Consider the following 24,541-nt stretch of genomic DNA (forward strand, 5'->3'; position numbering starts at 1 on the left):
GTCACCTTAGCTTTCGTGAGCTATGAGATTTATTTTTACTAAACCGGCTGCCTCAGATGCCCCTGTTACATAGTAATACTCACCGTCCAGTTTGAGCCTATACCCCACATTGGGCTTTTCGTAATCTGAGGACTTGACAAAGAGTGTAACGGAGCTGGTGAATATTCCCTGCATGGCGTTCTCTATCTCTACGGAGCGCCCAGAAAATTCTTCGAACCCATCTGAATCCACTATGGCCATCATTTCAACACCGTCAAGGGTATGGAGCTCTGCGAGCTCGTCCGCATTAAAAAAGGTGTTTAGGTCAGAGCGAACAAAGTCTTTAAAGCTGCTCAATTCAATCGCCGCCTTTGAGCTGATGCCATTCCAAATATTGAGCTATCCTCTCTTCGACGTTAGAAGCCGGCTCAATCCCCAATCCTTCTAATTTCGCTTTTTGAGCATTGGCTTTTAATTTTGCAAACTCCTCTGTGGTCAGTACATTATCCTCATCATCAAGTTCAGCGACTTTTAGTCTAATCAAGCGCTCTCCATCAACAGACGACAAGTTCCTAATAATATCGCCTTTTTTATAATCCTCTCCATTATGGCGAATTTTTCCGAGTGCAAGAACATCCATGATCCAAATCTCCTTCCTAGATAACCTTAGCCACAACCCAGCCGGCCACATTTGACGGGACCGCCAATGGTCGAGACAGCATCTGCAACCACCGCTGAGCCGGCTCAACCGTTACCCAGGATTGAGGCGTGATCTTGCCCATTACCCTAACAAATTGTTCAGTTCTTGGATCCATGATGACGTTAGCCCCATAATGGAAAGTGAACTTATCGCGAGTAGATAAAATGGCGATAGTCCCTTCAGGAATAAACGGCACATCTTCACCTTCATCATTCGTATAAGTCCCTGTATAGCTGTAGACATCAAGCCCTACATCGCGCAAGCGCCCATGATAGGTTACGCCATCGGGGAGTAATGTCGTGTCAATCACCCCGACATCTACCCCTCTGTTCTCTGCCAATTTTAAAACTTTGGGATGACGCATAATGGTGACGGCCGCATCGTAATCCGCTAAAACAATATTGGGGGTCGGTGCGTTCGCGTCCATGATTAACTTACGTTTCCCTGCCAAGAATGCGATAGGATCGGAATTCGGGTTGCTTAGGAGATCTTCTCCAGAGAGTGTGAAGACATTTTCAAAATCATAGTCGATGACCTGATTAACCCCTTCGCCTATCTGGGTTATCTTTCCTTGAAACATCAATTCTGCCGCCTGCTGGATTAAACGGCGTGTGATCGTCTCTTGCAGATCGACGATATCTTTTGCCAAAAGCTTTCGGGCCCGCACCTCCGGCTGGTCAGGGTTAATCAGGCTCTCCCCTGCGGCTCTTGTCTTAAGATCAATCGCGGTGATCGGCCGGGCCGGCTTAATCAGGGCTGGCTTGTATTGCTTTGCCATAAACCCGGTCCTCAAGATTACTTTGCCAGGCTGCAGTTCGGATACATAGGGTGCAATCGGCTTACTCCCTTTCATTGTCTGGATTTCAACACTTTCAGTCTCGAACGTTTCACCATCCTGGAAGAAAGTATTAAGAATATAGGTGCTGGGGGGCGGCAACTGGCCAATGACTTTTAAAAGGGTGGGAAAAGAATAAATATCTTTGATAGCCATGTGAAAACCTCCTATTTTACGACTCGTTTAGTGTAGATTTTAGCGGCATTCAGCGCCGCCTCATGAGTGGCAATGGTGTCAGTACCGCCAAAAATCAGGGCATCCCGGTTAAATTCCCCCGAAACATAAGCGGTAGCCCGCTGTTGGGCAGTGGTTGCATCAACTTCCTCATCAGCAAGCACACCAACCGGCACCTTCTCTTCGGCGGGTGTTGCCTCCGAATTGACAATTGTGCACACCCACATGCCCTCTTCCGTGAATCCGGTTCTTGCCAAGACTGTTCCGCGCTCGAATTTCGCATCCGTTGCCTGGTTAATGATAATAGACTGAGTGACAATAGGTTGTACCATTCCAGCAATTAGATTATCATATCCATCAATTTCATAAGCCGGCATTACTTTTTACCTCCCATCAGATTTTTAATTTCTTTCCCGATTTCGTCGGCCTCCGCTTGACACACAGCATCAGTATCCGGCGTTGCCGGGGCTTCATCCGGTGTGACTTGTCTAATTCCGCTATTTTCGCTGTCAGCCAACCGATCGGCTCCTTCTTTTGTCAAGCGCTCCTTTGAGGCCTTAACAATGTCCAGGGCCGCTTCCCCCGCTGCCCTTCCATCTTCAATTGCTTTTGCTACGATTTGGGACGCTCCCGGAGCGCCGGCCAAGGCATTGAGCTCGACTATACGATTCCGCTCCCGACTCATTCCTTGGTTCAATACTTGAGCATAAAGTTCGGGATGTTTTGCTTTCAGTTCCTCTAAATCCATGGTGGTATCCTCTCCTTTTGCACCTACAGGCGCTGTTTCTGGCTCTTTCATTTCAATCCCGAGGTTCGACGGCATGTTCATTTTCACAAGTTCGCTTCGAACTTTATTGATAACCACTTGAGGTAACTCAAAAGACTCCGATGCGCTATTGCTGACATTTATGGTTTCATCACTACTGAACATGATTTCATCCGCAAAGCCATGCTCTAGAGCCTTTTGTGCATTGAGATAGGTTTCTTTGTCCATAAGCTCAAGCAGCTCTTCCCGGCTTTTCCCTGTTTTAATCATATATGCATTGGTCGCAGCCTCATCTGTTGATAGCAGTAGTCCAGCCCGCTGACTGTGGATATGCCTATCGCCCTGTGAACCTATCGTTGAGTTGTGAATCATGATTTGTGCGGTAGGGGAAATACACAGCTTCTTTACCCCCATCGCCGCAACGGATGCTGCGCTTCCGGCCAGCCCGGTAATCTTCCCAACGGTATCTCCTGAATAATCCTTTAAGATAGTGAAAATTTCTGAACCAGCATGATATGATCCACCCCCAGAATTGATTAAAACCTCCACCTGCTCTCCGGCAGCTTCCTCTAAGGCCTTGCTAACCATCCCTGGGCTTGTAAACTCCATTCCGAGCCAACGGTAAATCATTGCATTGCTATCGCTTACAATAACTCCGTTAATCTTGATCTTTTTCTTCGTCGTTGCCACCTTTTACTTCACCCCCTTCCTCAAGCCCATATTGCTCACGGATCCTCTTTTCATAGGCGAGCTTTTGGATATTGCTCTCATACTCAGATCCGGTAAGCTCTGCCGCCTCCCTTTCGTGAGTGCTGTATCCATTGTTCACTCTGGCTATAGCAGCATTCACTTCCTTGACAGGATCTAATTGCCCCTGGGCCGGCCCGTGCCATTCAGCCCGAGTATAGGACTTAAACAACAGCGGATCATCAAAAATCCCCGGAGCATCAATCCGCCCTTTGATCACCGCTTCAACGAACCACTCTTCATAGATTGGCTGACAGAAATCCGCTGCTGTCCACGCTCTGCGCATGCGAAACATTTTCCAAGCTTCCAGCATGGCCGCCCTGGATGCCGAATACGAGTTCGTAAAATTTTTAAGCAGCAGCTCGTGAGGAATTTCTAGCGATGCTCCTATTTGCCGTAAAATAGCTGCTACAAATGGGTCAAATCCGGAATTCGGTCTACTCGGGTTAGCAAATACTGCCTTTTCGCCTGGCTCCAAAAATTGGATAGCGCCATTCCCTAGCCTCAAATCTTCGCCTATCGGGGGCAGTGGTTCACCAGTGGGGTTATCCGGAGGCAAGCCGAATTGATCCGGATCAGAGCTTTCCGATTCTATGAATACGGTAAACATTGCGCTGATAACCGCCGCCATCAGCTCCGCTTCTGTATACCGCTCCAATTGTTTTAATGATTCAATAATTGGCGCCAAAATCGGTACGCCTCGCCGTTGCTCCGGGCGCTCAGCCTCCATAAGGTGCAAAACATTGCGCCGGCCACTTTTCTTTCCAATGACTTCTACCCGGCTCCACTTAACCGGCGTAACAAAAGCCGATCCAGGATGTTTGTCAGCAAACCAATAGGCCGTAACCATTCCGTCAGCATCGATTTCAACACCATGACTGATCTTGCCATAGGTATTGGCCTCTTGGACCAAGGGGTTGCAGCAACGATCCGCCTCGATGACCCTTACGCGCAAATCATAGGTTGCATGTTTTCGGGGCAAAAGCGGTAAAAGCGCAAAGCAATCACCAGACATCATCTGTGATAAAAAGGCCAGCTGCTGTAGCTCATAGAAATTATGCAATCCCGCAGCGTCACAGTCTTTTGATTCTGCCCACAAAGCAAACTCCCGTTCAAGTTGTCGTTTCAATTCCCTTGCTTGACTATTTGACAAACGTAAAAAATCAGCATCAAAGGCCGGCTTCAGCTTTAACCCCGTGCCGATGATGTTCGTTCTCAGGGTTTTGAGCGCTCCGTTGGCCAGCGCGCCACCCATAAAGAGATCTCTTGCCCGGGGCCTGAGGTCATTAAGGTTTTGGTGGATGTCTTCCTCAGCATCTCCGGCAACCGGATTCCATGCGGTCATGGACTTTTTGCGCCGGCTTGCCCCGTGATCACCATAGCCCTGATTAAAAACCTCTTGAAGTGCTTTCTGTCGCGCAATCTCAGTTATGGCTTTTTCTCTTTTGAGGACTATGGATGGAGCAATCTTGCCCAGAAAACTTTCAAAGCGGCTCATAGATCAATCGGAATGTAGCGTCTGACCTTTTTAGGTAACCTGCCGTTTCGTTTGAGGTATTGAAGTCGCTCTACTTCTTTGCGCCAGTAGGTCACTCTTTCCCGGATCTGAGCCAAATTTGCTCGAGTCAACTCCCGGCTGCCGATTTTATAGCTTTGTCCTGTGGTTACGGATAATTCAGCGTTGAGCCACGCCTTTAAGTGCTCTTCTGCCTGCTCAAGTGTTATCGACATTCTCTTTCACCTCCTCTCAAGGTTTAAACGCTGCTTGATGTACCTCTCCGGCGCTTTGTTGGAGCCGCGGCAGGTGTTTTGACGATTGCACTATGAGTGCAAAACGGCTGCATGTTATCTAAATCAGGCTGTAATAATTCAATAGCTGCCCGGTTGTAAACCGCCAAGTCAAACGGTTCATTTCTGACCTTTACCTTGACCCAGACATAGTAAGGCACCCCTTTTTTATAGCGTTTTTGCATCACTTCAGAGGTCAATCCGTCGAAGTATTGACGCTCATATCCCCGATTTTTATCCGGCGTAGTTAACGGAAAATGGCAATAACCTACGGACTTGTTTCCGGATTCATCAACCGGCAATACGCCTAAAGCGCTCATTACCTTAAACTTGCCTTCATCGACCCCCAAACGAATCACCGTTGCCTTATAGCGGTTATTCGTAGATGTACCGATAATTAGGGGGAGATAGGTCCCGTCCCCGGGGCTCTCGCCCTTGATTGGAAATATCCGACGCGCCGCCCTTTCTTTGCAGAACTTATAGACCTCATTGGTTAAGTGCCCCCCAGAGTCCATGCAGGTAGCCGCAATAGAAAAAAGACGCCCTTCGGCATCTCTCCAACTGCGCTTTAAATATTCGTCCAACTCTGTCCAGGCCCGGGGCTGTTTCAGATCTCCATAAATGACATGATACTGGATTCTCCAGTTTTCATGACCAGCCCCCCACCCCTGGACCTCGATCTCAAAGCGATCATCCTGAGTATCTACTGCAGCTGTTAGAATTTTTACCCCATCCGGCACATCTGAAGAATACATCTCCCTGCGATTATATAGCGCATCTTCATCAAGCTTCTCGCCCTCTTCTTCCCAAGACTCACCAAGTGAGGTGTTCGTCCACGCCTTAAAAGTTTCTATGCCGCTTTTCTTAGCCTCTTTAAATTCCTCAATAATGGTTTCCCATCTTTTCCAAGGCGATGCAAGTTCGTTTAAATGAAAACCCCGGGTTTTCCTATTCTTTTTCCTGGCAATCCATTTGCCCTCGCCGGCTTTCCATTCTAATTCAGCGTGGATAACCCCGCAGTGCTTGCATACCATACCGCTCGAATCAAAATGAATCTGGTCCCAAGAAGGTGGTTGATACTCACCACAGCTCGGGCATGGCAAACACCACTGCTCCATTGTGCTGTTTTCATAGGCCGTCTCTATCCTGGATGCCCCTTTAATTGTTGGGGTGCTTACCAGCACTCTTTTGCGGTTAGTAAACGTCGTAGATCGTTTCGTTACCAGGGAAACAGGATCGCCTTCTTCACCAGCTGAAGCAGGGTAACGATCCACTTCATCAAGCAACACGATCCGAATCGGCCGAGAAGCCAAGGAGGCCGCGGAATTTGCCCCCGCCATAGTGATATGGCCACCTGGAAACGATTTATGCAGCATTGTATTGCCGCTATCTCGACTTTTCCCAGTTCCAATCTTGTCTTTTAATTCAGGCGTGTCTCGGGCCATAGGTGACAATCTATCTTTAGAAAACGCTTGAGCTAGTTCTAATGTGGGTTGCACAAGTATGATCGGGCTCGGGTCTTGATGAATAAAATATCCAATGATGTTGAGCAAGAACTCTGTTTTTCCAACCTGGGAACTGGTCATCATAACAATGGTCTCGACCCAAGCCTGGTTCATGGCATCCATAATCTCTCTCATATACGGAGTGCGACTGGTCCTCCATTGCCCAGGTTCGGCAGAAGCCTCTTTAGAGAGTTTCCTGTATTGATCTGCCCATTGGCTCACAGTAAGGATTGGTGGAGGAGCAACGTTTTTCGCAATGCGCTTAAATAGATTAGCTGTCTTGTTCGATTGGCTCACTGCTTAGATCACCTTCTGCTTCCTCCTCATCAAATTCTATGTATTTTTCACCTCTGAACAATTTAGGATCGTATTCCGAAAGGTCGCTTAACGCTTCATAAACTTCTTTCTGGATAATTTCCTGTATAGCTGGAACTTCGGTCCTGGCAACCAAGACAGGGGCAATCTTGCTAGGCATCGTAATCATCTTTGCTCTAAATGCAGATAACATGTTGTTCATTTCGCGCTCAACGTCCTCTGCGTCATGCATCTTACCCCGCATTTGGGCTAACTCCATCTCTGCCATCTCTCTTTTAGCCGCTTCGTGCTTCGTTTTCTCGACCATATAGATTGCCTCTGCATCTTTTTCTAATTCCTTGCCGTCTGCACAGGCTCGCAAATACATGATGTACTTTTTTACCGTCGGAGCAAGCTCATAGCTTCCGTTTTTTACCCTGTCAATTATCCCCTCTTCAACGAGTTGTCTCACCCTCCGGTCAGTGAGCCCAAACAGGCTTGAAATCACGGGTGTGGTGACTATTATGCCATCAACCGAAGTAACTCTTTTCGTACTCATAAACACCCCCAAAAACGGAAGGAAGTCGCTATAAAATTTTTTCTATATCTAGGCGAATATCGGGGCTCGCCAGACCCGCACCCCTTCCAGGCCGCCGGAAGGACCCGCGCCATTCGACAAAAACCGACCTTTCACCTCATCTTACTTTTTCGACAAAACTCGGCATGATTATTCCATTGCTCTCCAAGTGTCATGGCCGCCCATAGCATGAGCTCTTCTGTTCCATTTTCTTTCGCAAGTGAGAACCGCCTAAAGGCTTCCTCCCATTCCACCCATGGTGAAGCAAGCCCGCTTATATGGAAGCCTCGTGTCTTTGCGTTTTCCTTTCTGGCAATCCATTTGCCATTACCATTCCTCCACTCGTTTTCAATATGAGAAGAGCCACAATGTTTGCACAGCATACTGCACAACTTTATGTTCATCTGGTCCCAAGAAAGCGGTTGATACTCACCACAGCTCGGGCATGGCAAACACCACTGCTCCATTGTGCTGTTTTCATAGGCCGCTTTGATTTTAGAGACACCTTTATATGCAGGCGTACTGGTCATCACTATTTTGCGGTTATAAAAAACATTTGATTTCTTTATCACTATACTAATCAGATCCTCTTTATCTCCCAGAGGATAACGATCAATCTCGTCAAGCAATACTATCCGAGATGGCCATGAACTCAATGACGCTGCAGAGTTCGCGCCGGCAAAAGTTAACATGTGCTTTTGATGACATCCCCCTATAAGTGCGCTTAATTCTGGCACCTCTTTAACCATAGCAGACAGCCTACCATGCGAAAAGTGCATGGCAAGATCCAATGTTGGCTCAACTATCATAACAGGACTTGGTTCTTGATGCATATGAGAGCCAATGATGTTAAGCAAGAGCTCCGTTTTTCCTACCTGAGATCCACTCATCACAACAATGTTCTGAGTGTCATCATGGTTGATCGCATCCATAATCTCTTTCATGTATGGGGTACGGCTGGTCCGCCATGGCCCGGGTTCTATAGAATGTTCTTTTGAGACCATTCTATATTTGTCTGCCCATTGGCTAACTGTCAAAAACTTCATTTATGCCTCACCTGCCTAACAGCGCCACCGCGACCACGAACATAAGCATTACCACGCATGAGTTCCTTAATCTCTCTAAAGGAATAGCTCTTAGTTGGTTTCTTCTCCTTGGCTTTACGCACGAGCTCATGATAGACTTCTGGTTGCTTATCTCTGAGCGTCTCCCCAATCTTTGGCACTGTAATTGCTCTCCTTTCCAGGAAGAAATGATAAGCCCAAGCACACCAACCAAGGCTAAAAGGACGATGAAAATGTAAATAATAATCCTCATGAAGAACTCCTTTAAATAGCAAAAGACGCCCTCCATGGACGCCTTTTGTTTAATACACTTTTCGCATTGTAGAAATTATATCACATAGAAAAGGGATAGAACAGGACACGTTTCCGGCTATAAACCGGACACGTTTCGGACATTTTCAGCCTAATGCATCGGATCCAAAAAGCATAATCTTTACTTTGTTCACTAATCTATTTTTGTGCCTTCTTATGGTTCTATCATCACATTGAAACCTTTCCGCAATTTCTTCTAGGCTCATTTCATCGAAATACTTACAAGGAATTATGTCGTAATACTTATCATCATTGATCATTTCCAATGCCCTCTCGATCCGCATTACCTCTTGCCTTGTCCTCATCATGCTTGATTTAACGCCCTTAGTGTATTGGTCAATATCTAATCCGTGGCCACCCGTGCTTCGTGTGGAGAAAATAACAATGTCCTTTGACCGATTGTTTGTAGGAGCTGTTTTAGCTTCGGGGTCATAAAGGAATTCCTCATCTTGCGCGACTTTTAACTTAAGCGCCGGATAATTGTAAAGAAGGATCTCAGTTTCCCTGAAATAATTACGCTCTGTAGAGGTTTCGTGAGCCGCCTTTGCACTGTCCTGAGCTGCTTTATTTACCGCCGTTTCAATTATTTTAAGGACTTCATTATCCAGCTTCATTTGCCCGCTCCACCTCTTTCTGCCAATGTTATGTCCGTCCTAATCCTCGGCGTATACATCCTCTGCCCTTGATTCTCCTCTGTTTTCTGCATGGTGTTGAGGGCTTTGTATAAACTAATCTTCAGCTGCTTATTATTGTCAGTAAATTCCTTTAAGGTCCTGAGTATTTCCATTTTCTCCTTGAGTTTGCGCCGTCGCTGCCGCGCCTCCTGCTCAACCTTCATTCCCGGCTTGCCGATCTTGATTATCGTCTGCAGATTCCGGGCGACGCGCGTCTCAAACTCTTCCTCAAGGCGATAAGATGTTACTGGCCCTGCAGTAGGCATGTCCTTCGCGTACGCCTCCATTGCTGTGGTTACTGTGCCGTAGGTTCGCATTGTGATACATCCCCCTTCTCGGACTCCTGAGGACCGCGCCAGTCGAAATTGTAGCAAGTTACAACTCTTTCCGAAGTTTCAATGAAGATCCTCTTTTCGCACCCGTACCACTCTTTTCCAACAACTCTTTTTGCACATGCACGGCATAACCAGCCAACCTTCATATCTTCTATTGCTGCCTTTTCCCTGCGCCGTGATTCCTTAAGCAGAGTCTCTAATTCAGCGATTTTTATATTAGCGCAATCTAGTTTTGCTACTGTGTGCTGATACTGGTCTTCACCGGCGCACCACTCACGGAAAAACTCATCTTTTTCCGCTATTTGGGCTTTCAGAGATTCGATCGTGCCCGCTTTTAGGCAAACGCGCTTTGCGCTTTGGGCATCGGGTTTATTGCGCCCGTATTTTCTCAATAACTCATCTACGTAATCGTCCTTCATGGCTTTCCCTCCATTTCTGCCCTAAGTTCCTCCCATCCTTCGAGGTCGTTATCAAGAATTTCTCCCTCACCCACTTCGTCACCGGGTTCAAAATATCGCCGCATATATTCTCGGCATGTCTCACACCAGTAGCATGACCACGCCGACTCTCCATCTGCATAAGCCGCATTAACCATCATTGTGCCTACAGGGTAAATCTTGCCGCAGCCAAAGCATTTGTGGGGTTTCCGGGTCTTTACGGTATCCCAGCGCAGGATATCACTCATGCCTTCTTACCTCCTGGATAAATGTGCCTCAGCAGCGAATAAGCAAAGAGCATACCAATAATACGATCACTCATACTTGGCTGAATTTGGCCGAATTCGGTAATCTCTAAAATTTGCCAAACTGCATCAATCATGACAAGGATGCAAAAATAAACGAGAATATTAACAGCCAGTGATTTAATCATTTTTGCCCTACCTCCTCAGTCCATAAACTCCTTAACCAAATTCCCGAACGCTTTAGCTTCCGCAAGTGCTCTGGACGGATTAACGGCATCACTGCAAGGCTTTACCGGGCATTCGTCGTTGTCGCAGAACACTATTATTGAGCCCGCGCGGCCCTTCTGCCACGATTTGTAGCTGTCCATGTACAGCGGCTCGCCGCAAAATCCACACTTGATTCCGATCTTACCCATTGCTCCCCGCCTCCCTCAGCTTAACTTCTACTCTCGGCATGTCTGAGTAATACTTTTTAACCACGCACTCCACAATCTGCGCGTCATCCCGATACGCCAGCCCATTGAGCGAGTCGCACACTATCTTCCCGATATTATCCCAATCGGGCTTTGTCGTTGGTCTAATCTGCCCGGATAGCATCTGTTCACGCTTTTTCTTGCCGGCACTCTGCGGAATCGGATAATATGCCGTAATCTCTCCCTCTATAGCCCCCTCAAGCTGCCTAGCGAAGTGCTGCATGATGTAAATTTGCTTGACCAGGGTTTCGTAGTTGACCGTCTCTTGAGGTGTGTAACTGCGACCTGTTTTAAGCGTCCTGGCTCTTTGCTTGCCCATGGGCTTGCCGGGAATAACGAAAGATATTTCAGTCATGGCCAGCACCTTCGAGCAAGTGAGGGTGCTGGTAGATGTTACCGATCGCTTCAACGTGGTCTTTAAAAAATTCTTTGCTCGGATGCAATTTACCGAAATACTTATTTTTTGACTTAAAGCCTGCATCTTCAGCATCAAACTCTATTAGGCTTTCAAGGTTTCCGTTGTGTCTTACGATATCACCCTCGTATATCTCCACACCGTTTTTGTCATGGAGTCCGGTGAATTGGCATACCGTCTCAGGTATAACCGTATATGCAAGGTTCTCGTTGTTAAGGTCTACGATATGGAGAAGGCCCCACATCTTTGTTAAATAACCGTAGACAAATTCATCATTATCTACTCTCTCCCCGCGAAATTTAATCTCTCTTTTCATCTTCATTCCTCCTTGGACACCACTTAGGCGACGTTGATAAATATACCGCCGGGAGATGCCTCATCCTAACGCTCGGATGTATGCATTGATACGCGCTTCGGCGTACACTTGGCGGATATACGCGATATACGTATTCACACTCCCGGCATTTTGGAGCTGTAGGAATTGGTCTAGTCATGGCTGTCACCTCTTTAATCTAAAATCGTCAGTGCTGTTCTAAATTGCTTTGCCCTTATGCAGTCTGCTATATCACTATCCTTTAGGTCATCCGGCATCACTTTTGACACCAGCTCCACCACGTTCCCGTCCGCTTCCATCCCCTCAGAGAGTGCCGACAGGATATCAAACTCATCTTCGAACAACTTCCCGGCCAGATACATTTCAAAAATCATCCCTTGGTAAAGCTTGAGTAGCTCAGACATTCGCAACGTCAATCACCCTCAGTGTCTCTTTTCTGAATAACACCGGCACCATTACATCTGCTTGGCCATCCCTGTTCTTCTCCACGGCGATCCAATAATTCGGGTCCATCCTCCATCCATTCTCCCGGGCTTTCTGGCTTGCCTCCGTCTGTTCTTCGCTGCTCATCGGCAGAAGCTTGATGTATATATCCGACTCATTTTTCATCCGCCTGGCAACCTGTAGAGTCCCGTCATCATTGAGCTGAGCGAGCACCAGAACCGCGATCCCTAATTCCCCGGCCAGCGTCTTAAGTGCCTTGACTATCTGATAAACCTCTTCCCATTCCTTGGAGCTTTTGTCCGTGCGGTCCAGTCTGCCTATATAGTCCAGAATCACAAGCTTCGCACCCTTTTGGATATGCATCTTCCGAATCGCACTCATCACTTTTTGCAGATTCAGGGAGGGGGAATGGTAATGGTAAAACGGAGATTTTTCTACGAAGTCCAATGAGTCAAATATTTGTCTCTTCTGCTCACCTGATATTTCGCCGAATTTGATTAGGTCATTGCTGACCCCGGAAATCATTGACGCAAACCTCAAGATAACTTGCTGCCGGCTCATCTCTGAATTGATGTATAGCGTCGGGGTATCACTCCCAAAACAGGCGATGGAGATAAAGTTTTGAGCGAAGGCAGTCTTCCCTTTACCGCTCTCTGCGGCAACGATGATTAGATCCCCGGCCTTCCACCCCCCTGTCAGCCTGTTAAGCTTCCCTATCCCCGTCGGTATGCCCTGAAGGAGTCCCTTGTTGGCTATCCTTTCCTCAATGACTTGCTTCCCCGTCTGCACCAACTCCGCCCCTGATTCGATCTTCTCGGCGTTGTCGATAGTTAGTCTCATGATGACTTCCGTCGCATCCTGCAGGAGCTTGTTCACGTCGACAATAGGGTTTTTCATCTCTTCGGCTAATCGGATGAAGTCTTTCCGCATCTTCCGGAGTCGGGCCTTGTCTTTAACATTTTTTAGCCAGTAAGGAAGCTGTGTCACCGATACATGGAATCCGATGGTCTGTTTTGCATATTCCCGGTCCTCAGGTTTGGAGAAGGTGCCGCGCTTATGCCCCTCTTTTAACATTTCCAGGTATGTAGGCTTGATGGACTGAGCATAAAGGGATGCGAGGATATCAAACATGGCTTGGTGCCTTGGCTCGTAGAAGTCCTCGGCCTGCATTGCCGCGGTTGCCTCAATCAGTCCCTCTTCGCTCTCCAACATAGCCGCTATGATGCTTCGTTCCGATTCGTAGTCAAAGTAGTTCATTTTTTATCACCACAACTTCTTCGGTCCTTCTTCAGGCTTGTGGGCCTCCGCTTCCTGGTAGTTTTCATCCAGGTAATCCACATAGCCGGAGTTAAAGAATGTGCTGCCGTTCTGTAGATACCTTCTCTCATGACCTTCTTTGGCTTTTTTATACCTCTCGATTGCTCTACTCATTTCCTCGATTCCGATCTTCGCCAACTTCGCCTTCTGCGTTTTACTAACTTGGCCCTTACCCTCTTTCTTCGGATAGAGCTTCCAAATCGATTCAAAAACGCCATTAATATTAATATCTATATCTTGATCTATATCTAGATCTGTTGCGTTACTCTGCGTTACCGTAACGTTACTTGAAGCGTTACTTGTAACGTTACATTCTTGTAGCTCCCTTTGTTTCTGGCGGTATCTTGACACTCTGTGCGCCGTCTGCTCCCGAATCTTCTCTAACCCCTCAATATTCTGGTGTTTCTCCCAGTTCGGAAGAAAAAGCCCCATCTCGTCAGTTTCCATCATGCCAAGTTTACGGAACGTCTCAAGCGCAAGCTTTACGGTGCTGGCGGGTTTCCTAAATTTGTGGGCCAACATATCCTCGGTATACGGGATGTTTTCGGTCAGGAGAATGTAGCCACCGGCATTGCATTTCCCCGCTAAGGTGAGTAGGCGAATCCAGATGAGTAGGATAGAGTCAGCCTCTGGTAAACTTGATATAAAGTCTATTTTCTCATCGTCAAACATGTTTGTTGCGAGTTTTATCCACTTGACGTCCGCCATCCCTACCCCTCCTCATCTACCTTAAGCAACTTCCTCACCGTCATAAACACATCCTGGGCACATCGGAAGGGGTCCGCTGTAATCTCTCTCCCTGTATACCGCAGCACATGATACCCAGCCTTGGTAAATGCCCTGTCACGCCTCTTGTCGCGCTTAGCCTGCTCAGGTGTGCGCTCATGATAGTCGTGCCCGTCGCACTCAATGACCACCTTGACACTCACATGAGGGAAGCACTTAGCCCACGCCTCAACGAAGAAATCCACCCGGTACTCTTCTCCTTCAATTTGGACCTCCCACTGAGGGAGCAAATGGATGGCGTAATTTGACCGCATAGGCTCCATCTGCTCCCAGAGGCAAAGACACATCATCTTCTCAATGGGAGATTCGCATTTGGAGAGATTCTGGAGCTTTTTGAGGGTAAATCTACCAAGGATGATGTCAAGCACGTCCTGGACCCTTCCAGCGCGCTCCACAGAGGGAAGAATATCCTCAAACTGCCTTTCGAATTCGCGGGTTGTCTCAAGCAAGCTGTTGGTCAAGTTTCCAGTCATGCCCTCACCCCTTATCAATCCTCGATAAACCACTTGCTGTTGATCAGTTCAATGGACAACATTCCTCTTTCCAAAAGCCATTCGGGAGTGCAGCGCGTAACAAGGCCCCTCTCATCTGATATAGACTTCCCACTATTGACCGCCGTCATGAAATCCACTGGCTCGCGCACTAACTCCCAATCTTCGTTTATTTTTGGGCAGGCATAATCAGTTCTTGTTGTATCGCTAAGGATAGAGATTAACTGCCCTTTCTCATTTAACTCAAACGTTTCCCTGTGGGCTAACCTATTAAACTTTGCCTTTGGATTCTCTAAGGCCATCTTGTATACTTCCCACGTCTTTAACATCTCGTACCTCCTCCGGGTCCCATGACCCATACTCTTTTATGATGTGGTCCACATAGGCCCCCAGGGACGCGAATCCCTGGGATGTTGCTATGGATTCGAGGGTTGCTATGTCAATCATGTGATCACCTCAAAACATCTCTAATTGTTGCGCGGGTGTGCGATTCATCCAAATTGTCTCGACTACCGGTTTCCTATACCCAGCTTGCGCATTCACACTTTCTTTGTGCCAACCGTGAAGGATCGTGTTATACACGTCGTTTTCATAGCCCGATAAAATAACCGGCCCGGGGTGGTCAAGTAAAGCCTGCAGCATCTCCCTATGATCGTTATCCGTCATTTCGCATTTATATTGCTTTCCGGTCCTGGTACCCAAAACGTAGGGAGGATCTGCATAGATTAAGACATTTGGATACTTGTGGCGCTTGATGACTTCTATGGCCGGCCTATTTTCGATTTGGACCTTCCTCAATCTCTCGGCAGCTTCCAGAATCCACACAGGCAGGCGGTACCAGTTTGAGAGTTCATAAGCTTTTTCGCGGCCTTGTACATCGTTCTTCCATCCAACCTTGTAGCCGTTTACTCTAAACCCATGACCCTGCCAGCATTGGAGTAAGAACCACCGGGCTTGCATGATTGGCTCCTCGGGTGCTGGCTGCTCAAACGTGGAATCGTATTCGAATCTAGAAAACGGGGTGGCCGCAATCACCCTTGCCAGCTCTTCAGGCTGCTCCCGGATGATTCGAAAGAGGTTAACGACGTTGCAGTCCAGGTCATTCACGGTTTCTATAGGACTTGGCCTTTTCTTGAAGAGGACAGCACCGCTGCCAAGGTACGGTTCGAGGTATGTGTGATGATCTGGCATGTGGCCGATAATCCAATCTGCGATACCCCACTTTGATCCGGGGTACTTAACCACTGCCTTCATGAGCTTTCTCCCAAACTTTTGTATATGGCCGTTATAGCCTCTCCAGCCCTGCACGTTGAACAGGGAATGTTGCAATAGTCGCATGCGCCTTCTAGGGCCTCTTTGGTCAACAAAAGGATCTTGTCTTTTTGCTTTATTGCATCCTCTAATTTGTAGTTGTGCAGCTGCTCCCCACGATATGCTGAGGCCATAGCATCAAGTCTCGACTCGTACTCCTGTTGCTGCGATTCAACTTTATCCAGCAGGGCAAGGGCTGTTTTGGCCACATCAGCAATGCAGTCATCTATATAAACCGCTTTAATTACGCAGTTGCTGCATCCTAATTTTCTGCACCTCGTCGCATCCTCAAGCTGTTCCCGCGTTAGCATAGATTCCTCAGCCATGATGCACCTCCGGGAATTCATCCCATGTCCGACCGTCCAAGAGTCGGCCAGCCTTCACCTTGCCGACCTTAGCCATTAGCCCGTTTGGCTGCCCGTCCAATGAGATAACAGGGCCAGGTGTTAGAATCCCTGAGAAATGGTCACAGGGAGCATATTCTCCCCATTGCTTGAAGAGAAAAGGCACATCCGTAGCCCGGCATTGATCCCTCAGGTCCCGTACCCAATCAGGATGCATTGGCCTTGCACCTGGTCCCGTCTCTCCACCGCATATCACCCAGGCCAATTTTCCTGTATCTTTCCATGGTCTGCCCATATCAAATTGTTTACCAGTCAATGCGTTAGTTTGCCAATCATGATCGATATACATCAGGTTAATCGGTCCAAGCATCGGTTCTACGCTGACAAATCTCACTGCTGCCGGTATCCGTAGAAGCAATGGTATCCGCTTGTCTGCCTGTTCCTGATTCTCTGCAGTAACCCCCAGCCAAACATTAGGCCATCCATTCCCCCAATCACTCGGAAGCCGATCCACTATGTTCACCGGACGCTTGGTTAAGATCTGATAGGTCAGTTGAGGAGTTTTTCTGATAATCTCCCAAGCTTCTTCTCTCCATTCGTCAGCTTCTTCAATGAAGAAATCTGACCAAGAACAAGTGAATACTAATCCTGATTTAAGCTTTAACGGTGATCTAAACGTCTGATTTGATGACCGCTTTACTGTTGCGGGGTCTTGCCCATAACGGTTTTTATCGCGGTACATGTAGCAATGGTCACATCCAGGACTTACTGGGTGACAACCTTGCCAAGGATTCCATGTGTGATCTGTCCATTCTATTCTGCTATTCTCAGCCATCCATATCACCTCTGGCCTTGTCTCCCTCATCTGCTGCGCATTTCGAGGTTATCTTTTCAAAATCCCTACAAACACCCTCGCCATGACACATATCGGCCCCGCAAGATTCGTGCCATTTGCAGTTATCGTCAAACATATTTCTATCTCCTCCCTAAGGGGTGTGAGGGCGGGGATTTGTTCACCCCGCATGACAATTCTTACTGCGAACCATATATTTCGGATGGTGATTGCCTACTCGCTTATCCGATAAAATAGCGTCTACCTATTCCGCCACCTCACACATGACACTTAGAATATCCGGTTAATGACTTCGAAAAGGTAGCAATTGTCAACCTTAAACTCTGGATCTTCTTCAACCCTCTTCTTTACTGCAGTTAATGCCATTGCAAAGTAAGCGCTATCTACACCTGTTAACTGTTCTTCGAGCACGTTGATGTCGTGCAGATTAAGCTCTTGCAACTGGAGAACCATCTTTAGGTACTGACCGGCGTTTATTTGCCACCCGCGCTGTATAAACTTTTTGGTTCTCATAATCGATGCCAGAGGGTATTTACTCCCTTGGTATACAAGTTCTTTTGCCAGGATAGCTTCAAGAGCTTTGCCCGAGAGGACTAAGTTATTATCCTTAGATGTCCAATAGCATGTCGCATGGACAAAATCATAGTTGGTGTGTATCTCTTCAGCATTGCCATAAAAACGGATGACAAGCTGGACTTTATTTGTTAAGGTGATTGCATTCGAGGATAAGAAAACTGGTCTATAAGAGGGCTTCTCCTCGCTCTGAGCCTCTTTGAGTTCTTGCAGACCCAACTCTTCCATTCCCTCGTCATCGAACTCGGTGGTAAGTTCCTCGGACTCTTCATCTTCGGCGGCAATGCCTGCGCTGCTCACGAATACCCTTATCCTGCTGTTCTCAAGCTCTTGGACAGCCACACCCTTTTGAGTCTTTTGGTTAAACTGCTCAACGTAATACCGGGCCACGGCAAGACATGTCTCTTTATTGGTAAAGTAATAATCAAAATCGTTAACTTTTTCACCAAGCAACATTGAGACGATTGAGCCACCTGTGATGATGGAGTTTTTATCGACTAATTTTCTAACCTCTTCGTCCTGGATAGAGGCAACAAAATCTTTATGTTTCTTAGCCAAAATGGCTTTGATTGTTTTAGCTTTCATCTTTTCTCCTCACTTTCTAAATTCTCAATCCCAGCTGTTTGCAGAGGTGCTCATCTAGCCGTATCGGATAAATGTGATTCTTCTCGAAAAACTCCGACTCCGGGATGTTGTGGATCGCACCTTTGCCAAGTCTATGATGCTCAGCGCACAATGCCACAGCCTGCAGGCCAAGGTGGGATATCTTCTGCCGATTACGTCCCATTCCAACGCGATCCTCGCCGCTATGATGGACCTCAGCCTTTTTACCACAAAGAACACAGGTACGAGTAGCCAGGCACATGTAGAGGTATCTGCTTACATCAGGAGCACGGTCGAGGTAGCTATCCAGTGTAGGAATACCCCATACCAGGCAAAACTCAATCAGATGCTGTAGGTAGTTGCTGGCCGTGGTCATATCCACGTTGGATAGACTAAACCATGGCTCTCCGGTTGTGGCGATGTAATCGGCCTTAAAGATGCTCTTTAAATCCTCGACATCATGCCCTGTGTACAGGGAGATATCGCGGAGGGTTGCATAGATATGTTTCCTTTGTGCTGCGCTGATGTGCCGGCCATCGGTGACGATGATTTCTACCGTGTCGATTCGCCGCTTATCAACCAGATAGGATGACAGAGGAGCACGGATAAAGACCTCTGCATCTGTTGTTTTAACAACCTGACCGTGTATAATCATCCGTGCTCCCTCCTCTCATCAAAATGGGATATCGTCATCTAAGCTGACTTCATGGCCGTACGTTCCAGGGCCTGTATAGCCCTGCATCTTGAGCCGCTTAATCTCAGGTACATCCACACCCTTACGAATCTGCTCGACACTTCTCACATAAAAGCATTTGACTGCGGTTTTGATGCTTCCGTCATTGGCAACGTACTCTTCCTCGCCGAATACACCGCCGAAAAGTTTGCCATTTAGCGTTTTCTCATCCCAATCCCATTTATAGCCAAGGTTGCTCTGCTCAATAGCTTGGATAAAGCCTTTGAAATATCTCAAGTCATCTTTCCTTACTGTCTGGTAGTACATTCCCGGCCACTTGGCATCTGAGTTATTCTGCTTCTTTCGCTGAAACTGGCGGTCATAGAAACCTTCGTTCGGGCCATCTGCAATGTCAAACCCTATCCGCATCAAGTCACCGTATTCCTTTTCCTCCACGGAAACTTTGAGAATGACACATACATGCCCCCCCAGCTGCAGTTTTTCATATTCCCCGGTAAAGGCCTCCGTTTTATCGTAGCCGCTATATTTTTTCATCGGGTTCTCCTTTCAAATTCCAGTAGTCTCTTATCGCCGTATCGACAGCCTTGAGATCATTGTCAATCTCTATGTCATCGAATAAGCCCATCGGGGATTTAGCCACATCCAAGCCGTCTGATTGCGTCCTGAATACATATCTATCACTGGACTTTACAGACCTCAGCACGACCGTGAACATGCCTTCTAGGCACACTTTTTCATCTAGAATCTTGCCGATGGTCTTAGGCTTGATATCCCCGAAATCGTTCTTTTCTTCGTGCATGATAAAGTACACAATCTTATATTCGGGAAGAGATTTGACGAACTCAACAAGGCTCCAAAATGAATCTCCGACTTTGTTATAGAATCCAAATACCGCGTTTCCAGCGCCTGTACTGCTGTGCCCTTTCATAAACATGTTCACGATGAGATACCCCGCATCATCGATGACAACACTGTTTTTAGCTGTTTTGACTAAGCATTTTTCAATGATGCCATAGTCATCCGTATTGACTGTGCTCTCAAATTTTTTACGAAAAGGCAAAGGCTTACGACTTACATTAATGAGCCCTATTTCATTTTCCTCAAAATTCCTCAGACTTGTGGATTTGCCCGAGCCTGATTTTCCAATGACAAGGACAGGTACTCCCATGCGCCACACTCCTATCTAATTCGGATTCCTTTGCCCTGGGTAATCTTTACCCCCGGCACCTCCTTGCCTTCCTTCCATGCTGCAATGATATCTTTCACGCGCGGAGCATAGCTCTCAGGGACATGGGTTTTATAGTCTAAAGGAATCAATTTTTCGTCCACCACCTCACAGGATGGTGGGTTGCTTTGAATCCAGATGGTCCTTGTGGCTGTCTTAACCTTGTCTACACTGACCTTTAATAACTCCTCTTGTAGGTAGGTTTTAACCCTTACCACAGTGTTCTCGCGGGCCTCTCGCCGCTTCTTAAGGCGCTCCTCCTCTGCCTTTATTATTTGGGCCTCCGCATCAATGGATTTGATGAGATTTGCGATATTTACAGCCTTGATTTCTATTTCGTCTTCAATTGCGCTCAGGGCCGCGACTAAGTCTAAATCAGGGTTATCGTCGTCAACCAGGTCTGCAATATTTTGATAAGCTCCAGTGAGCTCATACAGCTTTAGGCTCACGCTTGTTCCTCCTTTGCATCATTGGGGGCTTCTCCCCTCTTAAGTTGACTCTCGGCCTTCATCATCCGCTGAAACCACATATTCCCTAAGCCTTCTGCCTGCTTGACTTTATTTTTTAGATCTTGAATCTCGATTGCTTGATTTGCGATTGTTTCCTTCATGAGATCTTCCACTTTGCATACCTCGCATTCTTTGCTAAAAACTTAATTTTCGGAGTAAAGACCGTTGTGTTTAATCCGATTGCCCAAAACCCGGCTGTGTCCCGTCGCCACATCACGCCACAGGTTGGGCATCGGCGCGTATTATGGCCTCGCTTGATGTCAATGGTTTTACCACAAACACATTTGGGGGTCATCGCTAATCACCGCCTTAAACTCCCCCATGCTCTCTCGACACCTCACCCACGTACTGCCTCCCCAGGGCTTACCGGTCTTTGGGTGGGACCATGTATCGTCCAGAGTGACCATAGTTATAGTGTCAGCATCGACTTTGGTCACCATGACCGGCCTGCCTGTGGGGATGTGGATTAGCTTTTGGTTAGGCTTGTACATCGCAAATGCCCTCGACTGAGACAATATACCTAAGGGCATCAGCCGCATAATTAGTTACAGCCAAATCTCCATCACAAAGCTTTTCAATTAGCTCAGGGTCTGATATACTGACGTTGCAATATTTTTTTATGAGGCTCACTAAGTCTGCCAGGACTTGCGGGCCGTTTTTTATTTGGTCAGGCATTTCTTTCACCATCCTTCCGAATCTGACCAACCCTAGTCTCAAGCCTTTTCATATACTCATCACGGAATCGCCTTTTCTCCTTGCCACCACATGGCACGCACAATCCCTCATACGCCCCAAGGGATGAGTGGTAGTCTTCTACTACAACATTTTTCTCCCCGCAGTGCTTGCAGGTGCCATACGTGGCCTTTTCGGTGCTGTAGTCTACAGTCACACTTCGGAATGCATAGAACCCTTTCTCGCACTCCTCGCAATATTGAAGCCCTAATATCTCATCATTCGGCTCAATATCATCGCTATCCGAAAATTCACTGCCGCAATAAGGGCATATAATCTCGTCTGTGTATTCATGGTCTATCGTGCAATCATCGTCTGTATCGCACATTCTGTTTACCCCCTCTCAGATTTCGTCTCCCCAGGCATCCCATCCCGAAACCGTCTCCCTTGCGAATAACTCAATACGAGGTATGTCACCCAATAGTTCGACTATTTTATCTCGTACAATACCGGGCTTTTTACTATGGCGCTCGATAGGGGCCTCAATAATTTGATGGACTGCAGCACTAACCCTTTTAGGCTTGCCCTTTGTAGCTAGTAGGCAAAGTTCCGCATTCGCTCTGGTCCAGTTACCCATACCCCAAAACCAAGTTGGAGATTTTTTATTTCTTTTCACCCAGGTAAAGGCGACTGTTTTGTATTCGAATCCCCATGCTTTTATCACGTCAAAACACTCATTTAGCTTTGGCATTGTAACCCATAGAAACAGCACGCAACCATCTGAAGAGATCTGTTCAACAGGGAGCTTTTCGATAGCTAAGTTATCCATCACGCCGTATTTACAACCCGCCCCCCCTTTTGCCGGCAAGAGCCTTGTCCCGGTAGCTCCACGGGGGATCAGCATAGATGACCTGATATTTTTTGCTCGGGAATGGTATCAAACGATTCACCTCTCCTCTTTGGCTATCCCTGAGATACTCCCGAAATTCCCTCGCTCCCACAAAAAAAACTGGCTATCCTGTATGGTGCATAATGGGAGTTTTGTGGTATACTTTGGATAGGTTCAATTACCAGTGGGTCCATGTGGAGTGCCAGCTCCCGTGGGCCTTTTTCTTTGTGGTCAAGGTTCATGGTTGGTCACCTCCTCCCTCCATTGCTCCTTAAGACTCGACTTCGGGACAGTTAAGGCAACCAGTATTCCCATGTCGTTTATAAATCTGAGGTCATTGACAACCTCTTCGGCCACGACAACTTCCACGGTCAGGACATAACCATTGCACTTTTTAGTGGGGGCTTTACCCCTTTTCAGGAAACACGGTGTAAGTAGTAGCGTACGGTCTGGGTGAGCCTCTATGATAGAGTCAATGACACTTTTAACCGTATCCGTTTGCACATTTACGTAAGTTGATTTTTCCAATTACTCTACCTCCTCAATATCAGTGATTTCAATTTCTGAGCGATCTGGGCTCTCCGGGAAATTGTCCGTTCTCTCGACTACCTTTAATCCATATCTGGACTCCAGGACATAAGCCACATCACTTGCCTCTCGGCATTGCTTTTCGACGCGTTTAATGATTTGCTCAAGCTCTTCATCAGACATCGTCTCTGGCTGTATGATGATAATTTCATCGATATAGGTCAGCGTTTCCTCGACCACGATTTTCACTTTCATGCTTTCACCTCCTCTTCCACACCTTCTCGCGGCACTTCTGACACCGCATCATCCCTGGCACCGCTCTATTACCGCATCGTGTACACAGGCCCTTGGCCCTCCTGGCCTTGTACCGCAGCCTTGCCCTGGCTCTGTGGTCCATAAGCCCCATCTTAGGCTCAGGTTCGCGATACGCCTCCAGGAAGGAGCTCACATCAGGCTTGCCTAAGCCGCTGGACTTTGCTTCGTCGTAGGTCCGGCATATGTCGTAGAGGAATCTGAGCATGACGGGCTGTTGCGCTGGGGTTAGAGCCTCCTTATAGCTGACGGTTGTCATTATCGGATTCCTCCTCCCCTCAACATCATCTCTGCCCACCAGCGCCGGCTGAGCTTGTCCAACTTCCGTTCGTGGTATGACATAAAGACTTTGCGTATCCAGACCATTAGGTCACCTCCTCGTCTTCGAACGCTAGGTCCACTTCGCTTACCTCTAGTGCTTGGCTCCAGCAGGCAAAACAGCTACACGGACCGTGATTCACGCAGTCGAGCCTTTGTCCGTCGTCCGGGCAAAGAGTAGCCTCAGCTAAAATATCAAGCGCCTTGGTTAGCCGCTGTTTGAGCCGGGCATTCTCGGCTTTGAGGTCAACGATTTGCTCAACCGCTTCGACCAAGTTTTTTAATGGTTCCACTCTTATCCGCCTCCCCTCATGCAATTTGTTTTTTGAACTTGTTGACAAAATAAATCTGCCCCTTGCCGGTGACCTTTGTTGTCGTTGTGGCCCTCACGCTCCCATCGGGATTGGTGATTGTGCGTTTTTTAATTTCAAACAGTCCCATCTCCATGCTGTACTGCGTCGGTTGGTTGTAGCTCTCACCCCTTTTGATGAGATATCCCTCTTCACGGAGTTTTTCGAATAGTCGATTCTGGCCTATTTCGATGCCGTTTTGTCGGAGGATTTTAGCTAATTCACCGATGAGGATGGAGTTGCCGGATGTTTCCAGAGCTTCGGCGAAGATGACTTTGGGTTTCTGCTCTTCGATAATGAGCTGCAGGCTATTGATTCTCTGGTTGGCGATTTGGACGGCTCTTGCCATGACCTGCTCCGGAGAGTTCCAGGCTCGTTCGGCTTGGATAAAATGCTCCCTGATCTGATGAGCCAACTCCCCGCCGGAAATCATACAGATATGCTTGGCGATATCAATCGGGACCTTGTAATCAATGCTGGGGCGGCCTCCGGTACTTTCCGCCAAAATTGGCGTAAAGTCTGCCCCCTCTCGGAGACTTAACTTTTCAGCTTGGTATTTAAACCAGTTCGTAAAGTCCCGGTTCATGCCCAGGCCCTCATGAAGTTTTCTGGCGGATACTTCTTGCTGGAGTTGGTCGTTGATTTCAATTGGGATTAGATTAGACACT

General features: G+C 47.5%; 41 protein-coding genes. 1 reads left to right on the forward strand and 40 read right to left on the reverse strand.

All coding sequences use genetic code 11. The annotated features are described in order from the left end of the window. Positions 1–6: 6 nt before the first annotated feature. The 33 genes from BUA14_RS14375 to BUA14_RS27960 all read right to left on the reverse strand — a co-directional run bounded on the left by BUA14_RS14375 (position 7) and on the right by BUA14_RS27960 (position 20,917). The gene (locus BUA14_RS14375) at positions 7–336 is read right to left on the reverse strand and encodes a hypothetical protein (RefSeq protein WP_072773237.1); all 330 of its coding nucleotides are present in this window, start codon (positions 334–336) and stop codon (positions 7–9) included. Position 337: 1 nt separating this feature from the next. Continuing rightward, complete coding sequence (locus BUA14_RS14380; RefSeq protein ID WP_072773238.1) at positions 338–619, reverse strand: DUF7210 family protein; 282 nt, start codon at positions 617–619, stop codon at positions 338–340. Between the two features lie 16 nt (positions 620–635). After that, positions 636–1,670, reverse strand: a complete 1,035-nt coding sequence (locus BUA14_RS14385) for a major capsid protein (protein ID WP_072773239.1) — start codon at positions 1,668–1,670, stop codon at positions 636–638. 11 nt (positions 1,671–1,681) lie between these two features. Further along, complete coding sequence (locus BUA14_RS14390; protein WP_072773240.1) at positions 1,682–2,065, reverse strand: head decoration protein; 384 nt, start codon at positions 2,063–2,065, stop codon at positions 1,682–1,684. Further along, positions 2,065–3,144, reverse strand: a complete 1,080-nt coding sequence (locus tag BUA14_RS14395; RefSeq protein WP_072773241.1) for a head maturation protease, ClpP-related — start codon at positions 3,142–3,144, stop codon at positions 2,065–2,067. Before BUA14_RS14395 ends, BUA14_RS14390 begins: the two co-directional genes overlap by 1 nt. Then, complete coding sequence (locus BUA14_RS14400) at positions 3,113–4,699, reverse strand: phage portal protein (RefSeq protein WP_072773242.1); 1,587 nt, start codon at positions 4,697–4,699, stop codon at positions 3,113–3,115. The genes BUA14_RS14395 and BUA14_RS14400 overlap by 32 nt, the downstream gene beginning before the upstream one ends. Then, positions 4,696–4,932, reverse strand: coding sequence for a DUF6148 family protein (locus BUA14_RS14405; protein WP_072773243.1), 237 nt, complete (start codon positions 4,930–4,932; stop codon positions 4,696–4,698). Before BUA14_RS14405 ends, BUA14_RS14400 begins: the two co-directional genes overlap by 4 nt. 23 nt (positions 4,933–4,955) lie before the next feature. Continuing rightward, positions 4,956–6,791, reverse strand: a complete 1,836-nt coding sequence (locus tag BUA14_RS14410) for a phage terminase large subunit family protein (protein WP_072773244.1) — start codon at positions 6,789–6,791, stop codon at positions 4,956–4,958. Next, positions 6,766–7,347 (reverse strand): hypothetical protein, encoded by a 582-nt coding sequence (locus tag BUA14_RS14415; protein WP_072773245.1) that lies wholly within the window; start codon positions 7,345–7,347, stop codon positions 6,766–6,768. The genes BUA14_RS14410 and BUA14_RS14415 overlap by 26 nt, the downstream gene beginning before the upstream one ends. A gap of 131 nt (positions 7,348–7,478) precedes the next feature. Further along, positions 7,479–8,411, reverse strand: coding sequence for a phage terminase large subunit family protein (locus BUA14_RS14420; protein WP_072773246.1), 933 nt, complete (start codon positions 8,409–8,411; stop codon positions 7,479–7,481). Beyond that, positions 8,408–8,704, reverse strand: coding sequence for a hypothetical protein (locus tag BUA14_RS28535; RefSeq protein WP_072773247.1), 297 nt, complete (start codon positions 8,702–8,704; stop codon positions 8,408–8,410). Before BUA14_RS28535 ends, BUA14_RS14420 begins: the two co-directional genes overlap by 4 nt. A gap of 123 nt (positions 8,705–8,827) precedes the next feature. Then, on the reverse strand, positions 8,828–9,355 hold the full coding sequence (locus BUA14_RS14430) for a sigma-70 RNA polymerase sigma factor region 4 domain-containing protein (RefSeq protein WP_072773248.1): 528 nt from the start codon (positions 9,353–9,355) through the stop codon (positions 8,828–8,830). Continuing rightward, entirely contained in the window at positions 9,352–9,732 is a 381-nt protein-coding gene (locus BUA14_RS14435) for a hypothetical protein (protein WP_072773249.1), read from the reverse strand. The genes BUA14_RS14430 and BUA14_RS14435 overlap by 4 nt, the downstream gene beginning before the upstream one ends. After that, on the reverse strand, positions 9,711–10,169 hold the full coding sequence (locus tag BUA14_RS14440) for a hypothetical protein (RefSeq protein ID WP_072773250.1): 459 nt from the start codon (positions 10,167–10,169) through the stop codon (positions 9,711–9,713). The genes BUA14_RS14435 and BUA14_RS14440 overlap by 22 nt, the downstream gene beginning before the upstream one ends. Then, positions 10,166–10,435 (reverse strand): hypothetical protein, encoded by a 270-nt coding sequence (locus tag BUA14_RS14445; RefSeq protein ID WP_072773251.1) that lies wholly within the window; start codon positions 10,433–10,435, stop codon positions 10,166–10,168. Before BUA14_RS14445 ends, BUA14_RS14440 begins: the two co-directional genes overlap by 4 nt. Continuing rightward, complete coding sequence (locus tag BUA14_RS14450; RefSeq protein ID WP_072773252.1) at positions 10,432–10,620, reverse strand: hypothetical protein; 189 nt, start codon at positions 10,618–10,620, stop codon at positions 10,432–10,434. The genes BUA14_RS14445 and BUA14_RS14450 overlap by 4 nt, the downstream gene beginning before the upstream one ends. A 15-nt stretch (positions 10,621–10,635) precedes the next feature. Beyond that, a complete protein-coding gene (locus BUA14_RS14455; RefSeq protein ID WP_072773253.1) occupies positions 10,636–10,848 on the reverse strand; it encodes a hypothetical protein in 213 nt (70 codons plus the stop codon). Next, entirely contained in the window at positions 10,841–11,260 is a 420-nt protein-coding gene (locus BUA14_RS14460; protein WP_072773254.1) for a RusA family crossover junction endodeoxyribonuclease, read from the reverse strand. Before BUA14_RS14460 ends, BUA14_RS14455 begins: the two co-directional genes overlap by 8 nt. Further along, complete coding sequence (locus BUA14_RS14465; RefSeq protein WP_072773255.1) at positions 11,253–11,636, reverse strand: YopX family protein; 384 nt, start codon at positions 11,634–11,636, stop codon at positions 11,253–11,255. The genes BUA14_RS14460 and BUA14_RS14465 overlap by 8 nt, the downstream gene beginning before the upstream one ends. A 191-nt stretch (positions 11,637–11,827) precedes the next feature. Then, positions 11,828–12,058, reverse strand: coding sequence for a hypothetical protein (locus BUA14_RS14470; protein ID WP_072773256.1), 231 nt, complete (start codon positions 12,056–12,058; stop codon positions 11,828–11,830). After that, positions 12,051–13,355, reverse strand: a complete 1,305-nt coding sequence (locus tag BUA14_RS14475; RefSeq protein ID WP_072773257.1) for a replicative DNA helicase — start codon at positions 13,353–13,355, stop codon at positions 12,051–12,053. The genes BUA14_RS14470 and BUA14_RS14475 overlap by 8 nt, the downstream gene beginning before the upstream one ends. Positions 13,356–13,361: 6 nt before the next feature. After that, positions 13,362–14,123, reverse strand: a complete 762-nt coding sequence (locus BUA14_RS14480) for a phage replisome organizer N-terminal domain-containing protein (RefSeq protein ID WP_072773258.1) — start codon at positions 14,121–14,123, stop codon at positions 13,362–13,364. A gap of 2 nt (positions 14,124–14,125) precedes the next feature. Continuing rightward, the gene (locus BUA14_RS14485) at positions 14,126–14,674 is read right to left on the reverse strand and encodes an endonuclease domain-containing protein (protein ID WP_072773259.1); all 549 of its coding nucleotides are present in this window, start codon (positions 14,672–14,674) and stop codon (positions 14,126–14,128) included. A 14-nt stretch (positions 14,675–14,688) separates the two neighbouring features. Beyond that, on the reverse strand, positions 14,689–15,021 hold the full coding sequence (locus BUA14_RS14490; RefSeq protein ID WP_072773260.1) for a hypothetical protein: 333 nt from the start codon (positions 15,019–15,021) through the stop codon (positions 14,689–14,691). A gap of 127 nt (positions 15,022–15,148) precedes the next feature. After that, positions 15,149–15,946: a DNA adenine methylase gene (locus BUA14_RS14495; protein ID WP_072773261.1), complete on the reverse strand. Its 798-nt coding sequence runs from the start codon at positions 15,944–15,946 to the stop codon at positions 15,149–15,151. After that, the gene (locus BUA14_RS14500) at positions 15,943–16,329 is read right to left on the reverse strand and encodes a hypothetical protein (RefSeq protein ID WP_072773262.1); all 387 of its coding nucleotides are present in this window, start codon (positions 16,327–16,329) and stop codon (positions 15,943–15,945) included. Before BUA14_RS14500 ends, BUA14_RS14495 begins: the two co-directional genes overlap by 4 nt. Continuing rightward, positions 16,322–17,212 (reverse strand): phage Gp37/Gp68 family protein, encoded by an 891-nt coding sequence (locus BUA14_RS14505; RefSeq protein ID WP_345788639.1) that lies wholly within the window; start codon positions 17,210–17,212, stop codon positions 16,322–16,324. Before BUA14_RS14505 ends, BUA14_RS14500 begins: the two co-directional genes overlap by 8 nt. Before the next feature lie 258 nt (positions 17,213–17,470). After that, entirely contained in the window at positions 17,471–18,358 is an 888-nt protein-coding gene (locus BUA14_RS14510) for a Gabija anti-defense Gad2 family protein (RefSeq protein ID WP_072773264.1), read from the reverse strand. Between the two features lie 16 nt (positions 18,359–18,374). Next, positions 18,375–19,031: a putative HNHc nuclease gene (locus BUA14_RS14515; protein WP_072773265.1), complete on the reverse strand. Its 657-nt coding sequence runs from the start codon at positions 19,029–19,031 to the stop codon at positions 18,375–18,377. Positions 19,032–19,049: 18 nt separating this feature from the next. Then, positions 19,050–19,604 (reverse strand): hypothetical protein, encoded by a 555-nt coding sequence (locus BUA14_RS14520; protein WP_072773266.1) that lies wholly within the window; start codon positions 19,602–19,604, stop codon positions 19,050–19,052. Further along, the gene (locus BUA14_RS14525; protein ID WP_072773267.1) at positions 19,591–20,238 is read right to left on the reverse strand and encodes an AAA family ATPase; all 648 of its coding nucleotides are present in this window, start codon (positions 20,236–20,238) and stop codon (positions 19,591–19,593) included. The genes BUA14_RS14520 and BUA14_RS14525 overlap by 14 nt, the downstream gene beginning before the upstream one ends. Positions 20,239–20,249: 11 nt before the next feature. Then, positions 20,250–20,744 (reverse strand): siphovirus Gp157 family protein, encoded by a 495-nt coding sequence (locus BUA14_RS14530; protein ID WP_072773268.1) that lies wholly within the window; start codon positions 20,742–20,744, stop codon positions 20,250–20,252. Next, positions 20,741–20,917 carry a hypothetical protein gene (locus BUA14_RS27960; protein ID WP_178371699.1) on the reverse strand — a complete coding sequence of 59 codons (177 nt, stop codon included), beginning with the start codon at positions 20,915–20,917 and terminating at the stop codon, positions 20,741–20,743. The genes BUA14_RS14530 and BUA14_RS27960 overlap by 4 nt, the downstream gene beginning before the upstream one ends. Positions 20,918–20,971: 54 nt before the next feature. Between BUA14_RS27960 and BUA14_RS27535 the strand changes: the two genes are divergently transcribed. Continuing rightward, a complete protein-coding gene (locus BUA14_RS27535; RefSeq protein WP_178371700.1) occupies positions 20,972–21,274 on the forward strand; it encodes a hypothetical protein in 303 nt (100 codons plus the stop codon). 197 nt (positions 21,275–21,471) lie between these two features. On the opposite strand, the gene BUA14_RS14545 is transcribed toward BUA14_RS27535, so the two are convergent. The 7 genes from BUA14_RS14545 to BUA14_RS14575 all read right to left on the reverse strand — a co-directional run bounded on the left by BUA14_RS14545 (position 21,472) and on the right by BUA14_RS14575 (position 24,540). Then, on the reverse strand, positions 21,472–21,864 hold the full coding sequence (locus tag BUA14_RS14545; RefSeq protein ID WP_072773271.1) for a hypothetical protein: 393 nt from the start codon (positions 21,862–21,864) through the stop codon (positions 21,472–21,474). Between the two features lie 15 nt (positions 21,865–21,879). Further along, complete coding sequence (locus tag BUA14_RS14550) at positions 21,880–22,344, reverse strand: MT-A70 family methyltransferase (RefSeq protein ID WP_427846693.1); 465 nt, start codon at positions 22,342–22,344, stop codon at positions 21,880–21,882. 252 nt (positions 22,345–22,596) lie between these two features. Continuing rightward, positions 22,597–22,893, reverse strand: a complete 297-nt coding sequence (locus BUA14_RS14555; protein WP_072773272.1) for a hypothetical protein — start codon at positions 22,891–22,893, stop codon at positions 22,597–22,599. Continuing rightward, positions 22,894–23,148, reverse strand: coding sequence for a hypothetical protein (locus tag BUA14_RS14560; protein ID WP_072773273.1), 255 nt, complete (start codon positions 23,146–23,148; stop codon positions 22,894–22,896). A gap of 4 nt (positions 23,149–23,152) precedes the next feature. Then, entirely contained in the window at positions 23,153–23,464 is a 312-nt protein-coding gene (locus BUA14_RS14565; RefSeq protein ID WP_072773274.1) for a hypothetical protein, read from the reverse strand. 106 nt (positions 23,465–23,570) lie between these two features. Beyond that, positions 23,571–23,816, reverse strand: a complete 246-nt coding sequence (locus BUA14_RS14570) for a hypothetical protein (RefSeq protein WP_072773275.1) — start codon at positions 23,814–23,816, stop codon at positions 23,571–23,573. Between the two features lie 16 nt (positions 23,817–23,832). Continuing rightward, the gene (locus BUA14_RS14575) at positions 23,833–24,540 is read right to left on the reverse strand and encodes a phage antirepressor KilAC domain-containing protein (protein ID WP_072773521.1); all 708 of its coding nucleotides are present in this window, start codon (positions 24,538–24,540) and stop codon (positions 23,833–23,835) included. Between the last annotated feature and the right edge of the window lies 1 nt (position 24,541).

Source organism: Desulfitobacterium chlororespirans DSM 11544 (assembly GCF_900143285.1).
GTDB lineage: Bacteria > Bacillota > Desulfitobacteriia > Desulfitobacteriales > Desulfitobacteriaceae > Desulfitobacterium > Desulfitobacterium chlororespirans.

Excerpts from the sequence above, each read along its gene's own strand:
- BUA14_RS14485 (WP_072773259.1), bottom strand. The coding sequence starts at position 14,674 with ATGACTGGAAACTTGACCAACAGCTTGCTTGAGACAACCCGCGAATTC.
- BUA14_RS14495 (WP_072773261.1), bottom strand. The coding sequence starts at position 15,946 with ATGAAGGCAGTGGTTAAGTACCCCGGATCAAAGTGGGGTATCGCAGAT.
- BUA14_RS14440 (WP_072773250.1), bottom strand. The coding sequence starts at position 10,169 with ATGAAGGACGATTACGTAGATGAGTTATTGAGAAAATACGGGCGCAAT.
- BUA14_RS14505 (WP_345788639.1), bottom strand. The coding sequence starts at position 17,212 with ATGAGGGAGACAAGGCCAGAGGTGATATGGATGGCTGAGAATAGCAGA.
- BUA14_RS14435 (WP_072773249.1), bottom strand. The coding sequence starts at position 9,732 with ATGCGAACCTACGGCACAGTAACCACAGCAATGGAGGCGTACGCGAAG.
- BUA14_RS14480 (WP_072773258.1), bottom strand. The coding sequence starts at position 14,123 with ATGGCGGACGTCAAGTGGATAAAACTCGCAACAAACATGTTTGACGAT.
- BUA14_RS14400 (WP_072773242.1), bottom strand. The coding sequence starts at position 4,699 with ATGAGCCGCTTTGAAAGTTTTCTGGGCAAGATTGCTCCATCCATAGTC.
- BUA14_RS14515 (WP_072773265.1), bottom strand. The coding sequence starts at position 19,031 with ATGATTATACACGGTCAGGTTGTTAAAACAACAGATGCAGAGGTCTTT.
- BUA14_RS14465 (WP_072773255.1), bottom strand. The coding sequence starts at position 11,636 with ATGAAAAGAGAGATTAAATTTCGCGGGGAGAGAGTAGATAATGATGAA.
- BUA14_RS14490 (WP_072773260.1), bottom strand. The coding sequence starts at position 15,021 with ATGTTAAAGACGTGGGAAGTATACAAGATGGCCTTAGAGAATCCAAAG.
- BUA14_RS14415 (WP_072773245.1), bottom strand. The coding sequence starts at position 7,347 with ATGAGTACGAAAAGAGTTACTTCGGTTGATGGCATAATAGTCACCACA.
- BUA14_RS14460 (WP_072773254.1), bottom strand. The coding sequence starts at position 11,260 with ATGACTGAAATATCTTTCGTTATTCCCGGCAAGCCCATGGGCAAGCAA.
- BUA14_RS14500 (WP_072773262.1), bottom strand. The coding sequence starts at position 16,329 with ATGGCTGAGGAATCTATGCTAACGCGGGAACAGCTTGAGGATGCGACG.
- BUA14_RS14545 (WP_072773271.1), bottom strand. The coding sequence starts at position 21,864 with ATGTGCGATACAGACGATGATTGCACGATAGACCATGAATACACAGAC.
- BUA14_RS14405 (WP_072773243.1), bottom strand. The coding sequence starts at position 4,932 with ATGTCGATAACACTTGAGCAGGCAGAAGAGCACTTAAAGGCGTGGCTC.
- BUA14_RS14430 (WP_072773248.1), bottom strand. The coding sequence starts at position 9,355 with ATGAAGCTGGATAATGAAGTCCTTAAAATAATTGAAACGGCGGTAAAT.
- BUA14_RS14385 (WP_072773239.1), bottom strand. The coding sequence starts at position 1,670 with ATGGCTATCAAAGATATTTATTCTTTTCCCACCCTTTTAAAAGTCATT.
- BUA14_RS14510 (WP_072773264.1), bottom strand. The coding sequence starts at position 18,358 with ATGAAAGCTAAAACAATCAAAGCCATTTTGGCTAAGAAACATAAAGAT.
- BUA14_RS14470 (WP_072773256.1), bottom strand. The coding sequence starts at position 12,058 with ATGTCTGAGCTACTCAAGCTTTACCAAGGGATGATTTTTGAAATGTAT.
- BUA14_RS14445 (WP_072773251.1), bottom strand. The coding sequence starts at position 10,435 with ATGAGTGATATCCTGCGCTGGGATACCGTAAAGACCCGGAAACCCCAC.
- BUA14_RS14420 (WP_072773246.1), bottom strand. The coding sequence starts at position 8,411 with ATGAAGTTTTTGACAGTTAGCCAATGGGCAGACAAATATAGAATGGTC.
- BUA14_RS14565 (WP_072773274.1), bottom strand. The coding sequence starts at position 23,464 with ATGACAACCGTCAGCTATAAGGAGGCTCTAACCCCAGCGCAACAGCCC.
- BUA14_RS14520 (WP_072773266.1), bottom strand. The coding sequence starts at position 19,604 with ATGAAAAAATATAGCGGCTACGATAAAACGGAGGCCTTTACCGGGGAA.
- BUA14_RS14455 (WP_072773253.1), bottom strand. The coding sequence starts at position 10,848 with ATGGGTAAGATCGGAATCAAGTGTGGATTTTGCGGCGAGCCGCTGTAC.
- BUA14_RS14560 (WP_072773273.1), bottom strand. The coding sequence starts at position 23,148 with ATGAAAGTGAAAATCGTGGTCGAGGAAACGCTGACCTATATCGATGAA.
- BUA14_RS14380 (WP_072773238.1), bottom strand. The coding sequence starts at position 619 with ATGGATGTTCTTGCACTCGGAAAAATTCGCCATAATGGAGAGGATTAT.
- BUA14_RS14450 (WP_072773252.1), bottom strand. The coding sequence starts at position 10,620 with ATGATTAAATCACTGGCTGTTAATATTCTCGTTTATTTTTGCATCCTT.
- BUA14_RS14390 (WP_072773240.1), bottom strand. The coding sequence starts at position 2,065 with ATGCCGGCTTATGAAATTGATGGATATGATAATCTAATTGCTGGAATG.
- BUA14_RS14525 (WP_072773267.1), bottom strand. The coding sequence starts at position 20,238 with ATGGGAGTACCTGTCCTTGTCATTGGAAAATCAGGCTCGGGCAAATCC.
- BUA14_RS14475 (WP_072773257.1), bottom strand. The coding sequence starts at position 13,355 with ATGAACTACTTTGACTACGAATCGGAACGAAGCATCATAGCGGCTATG.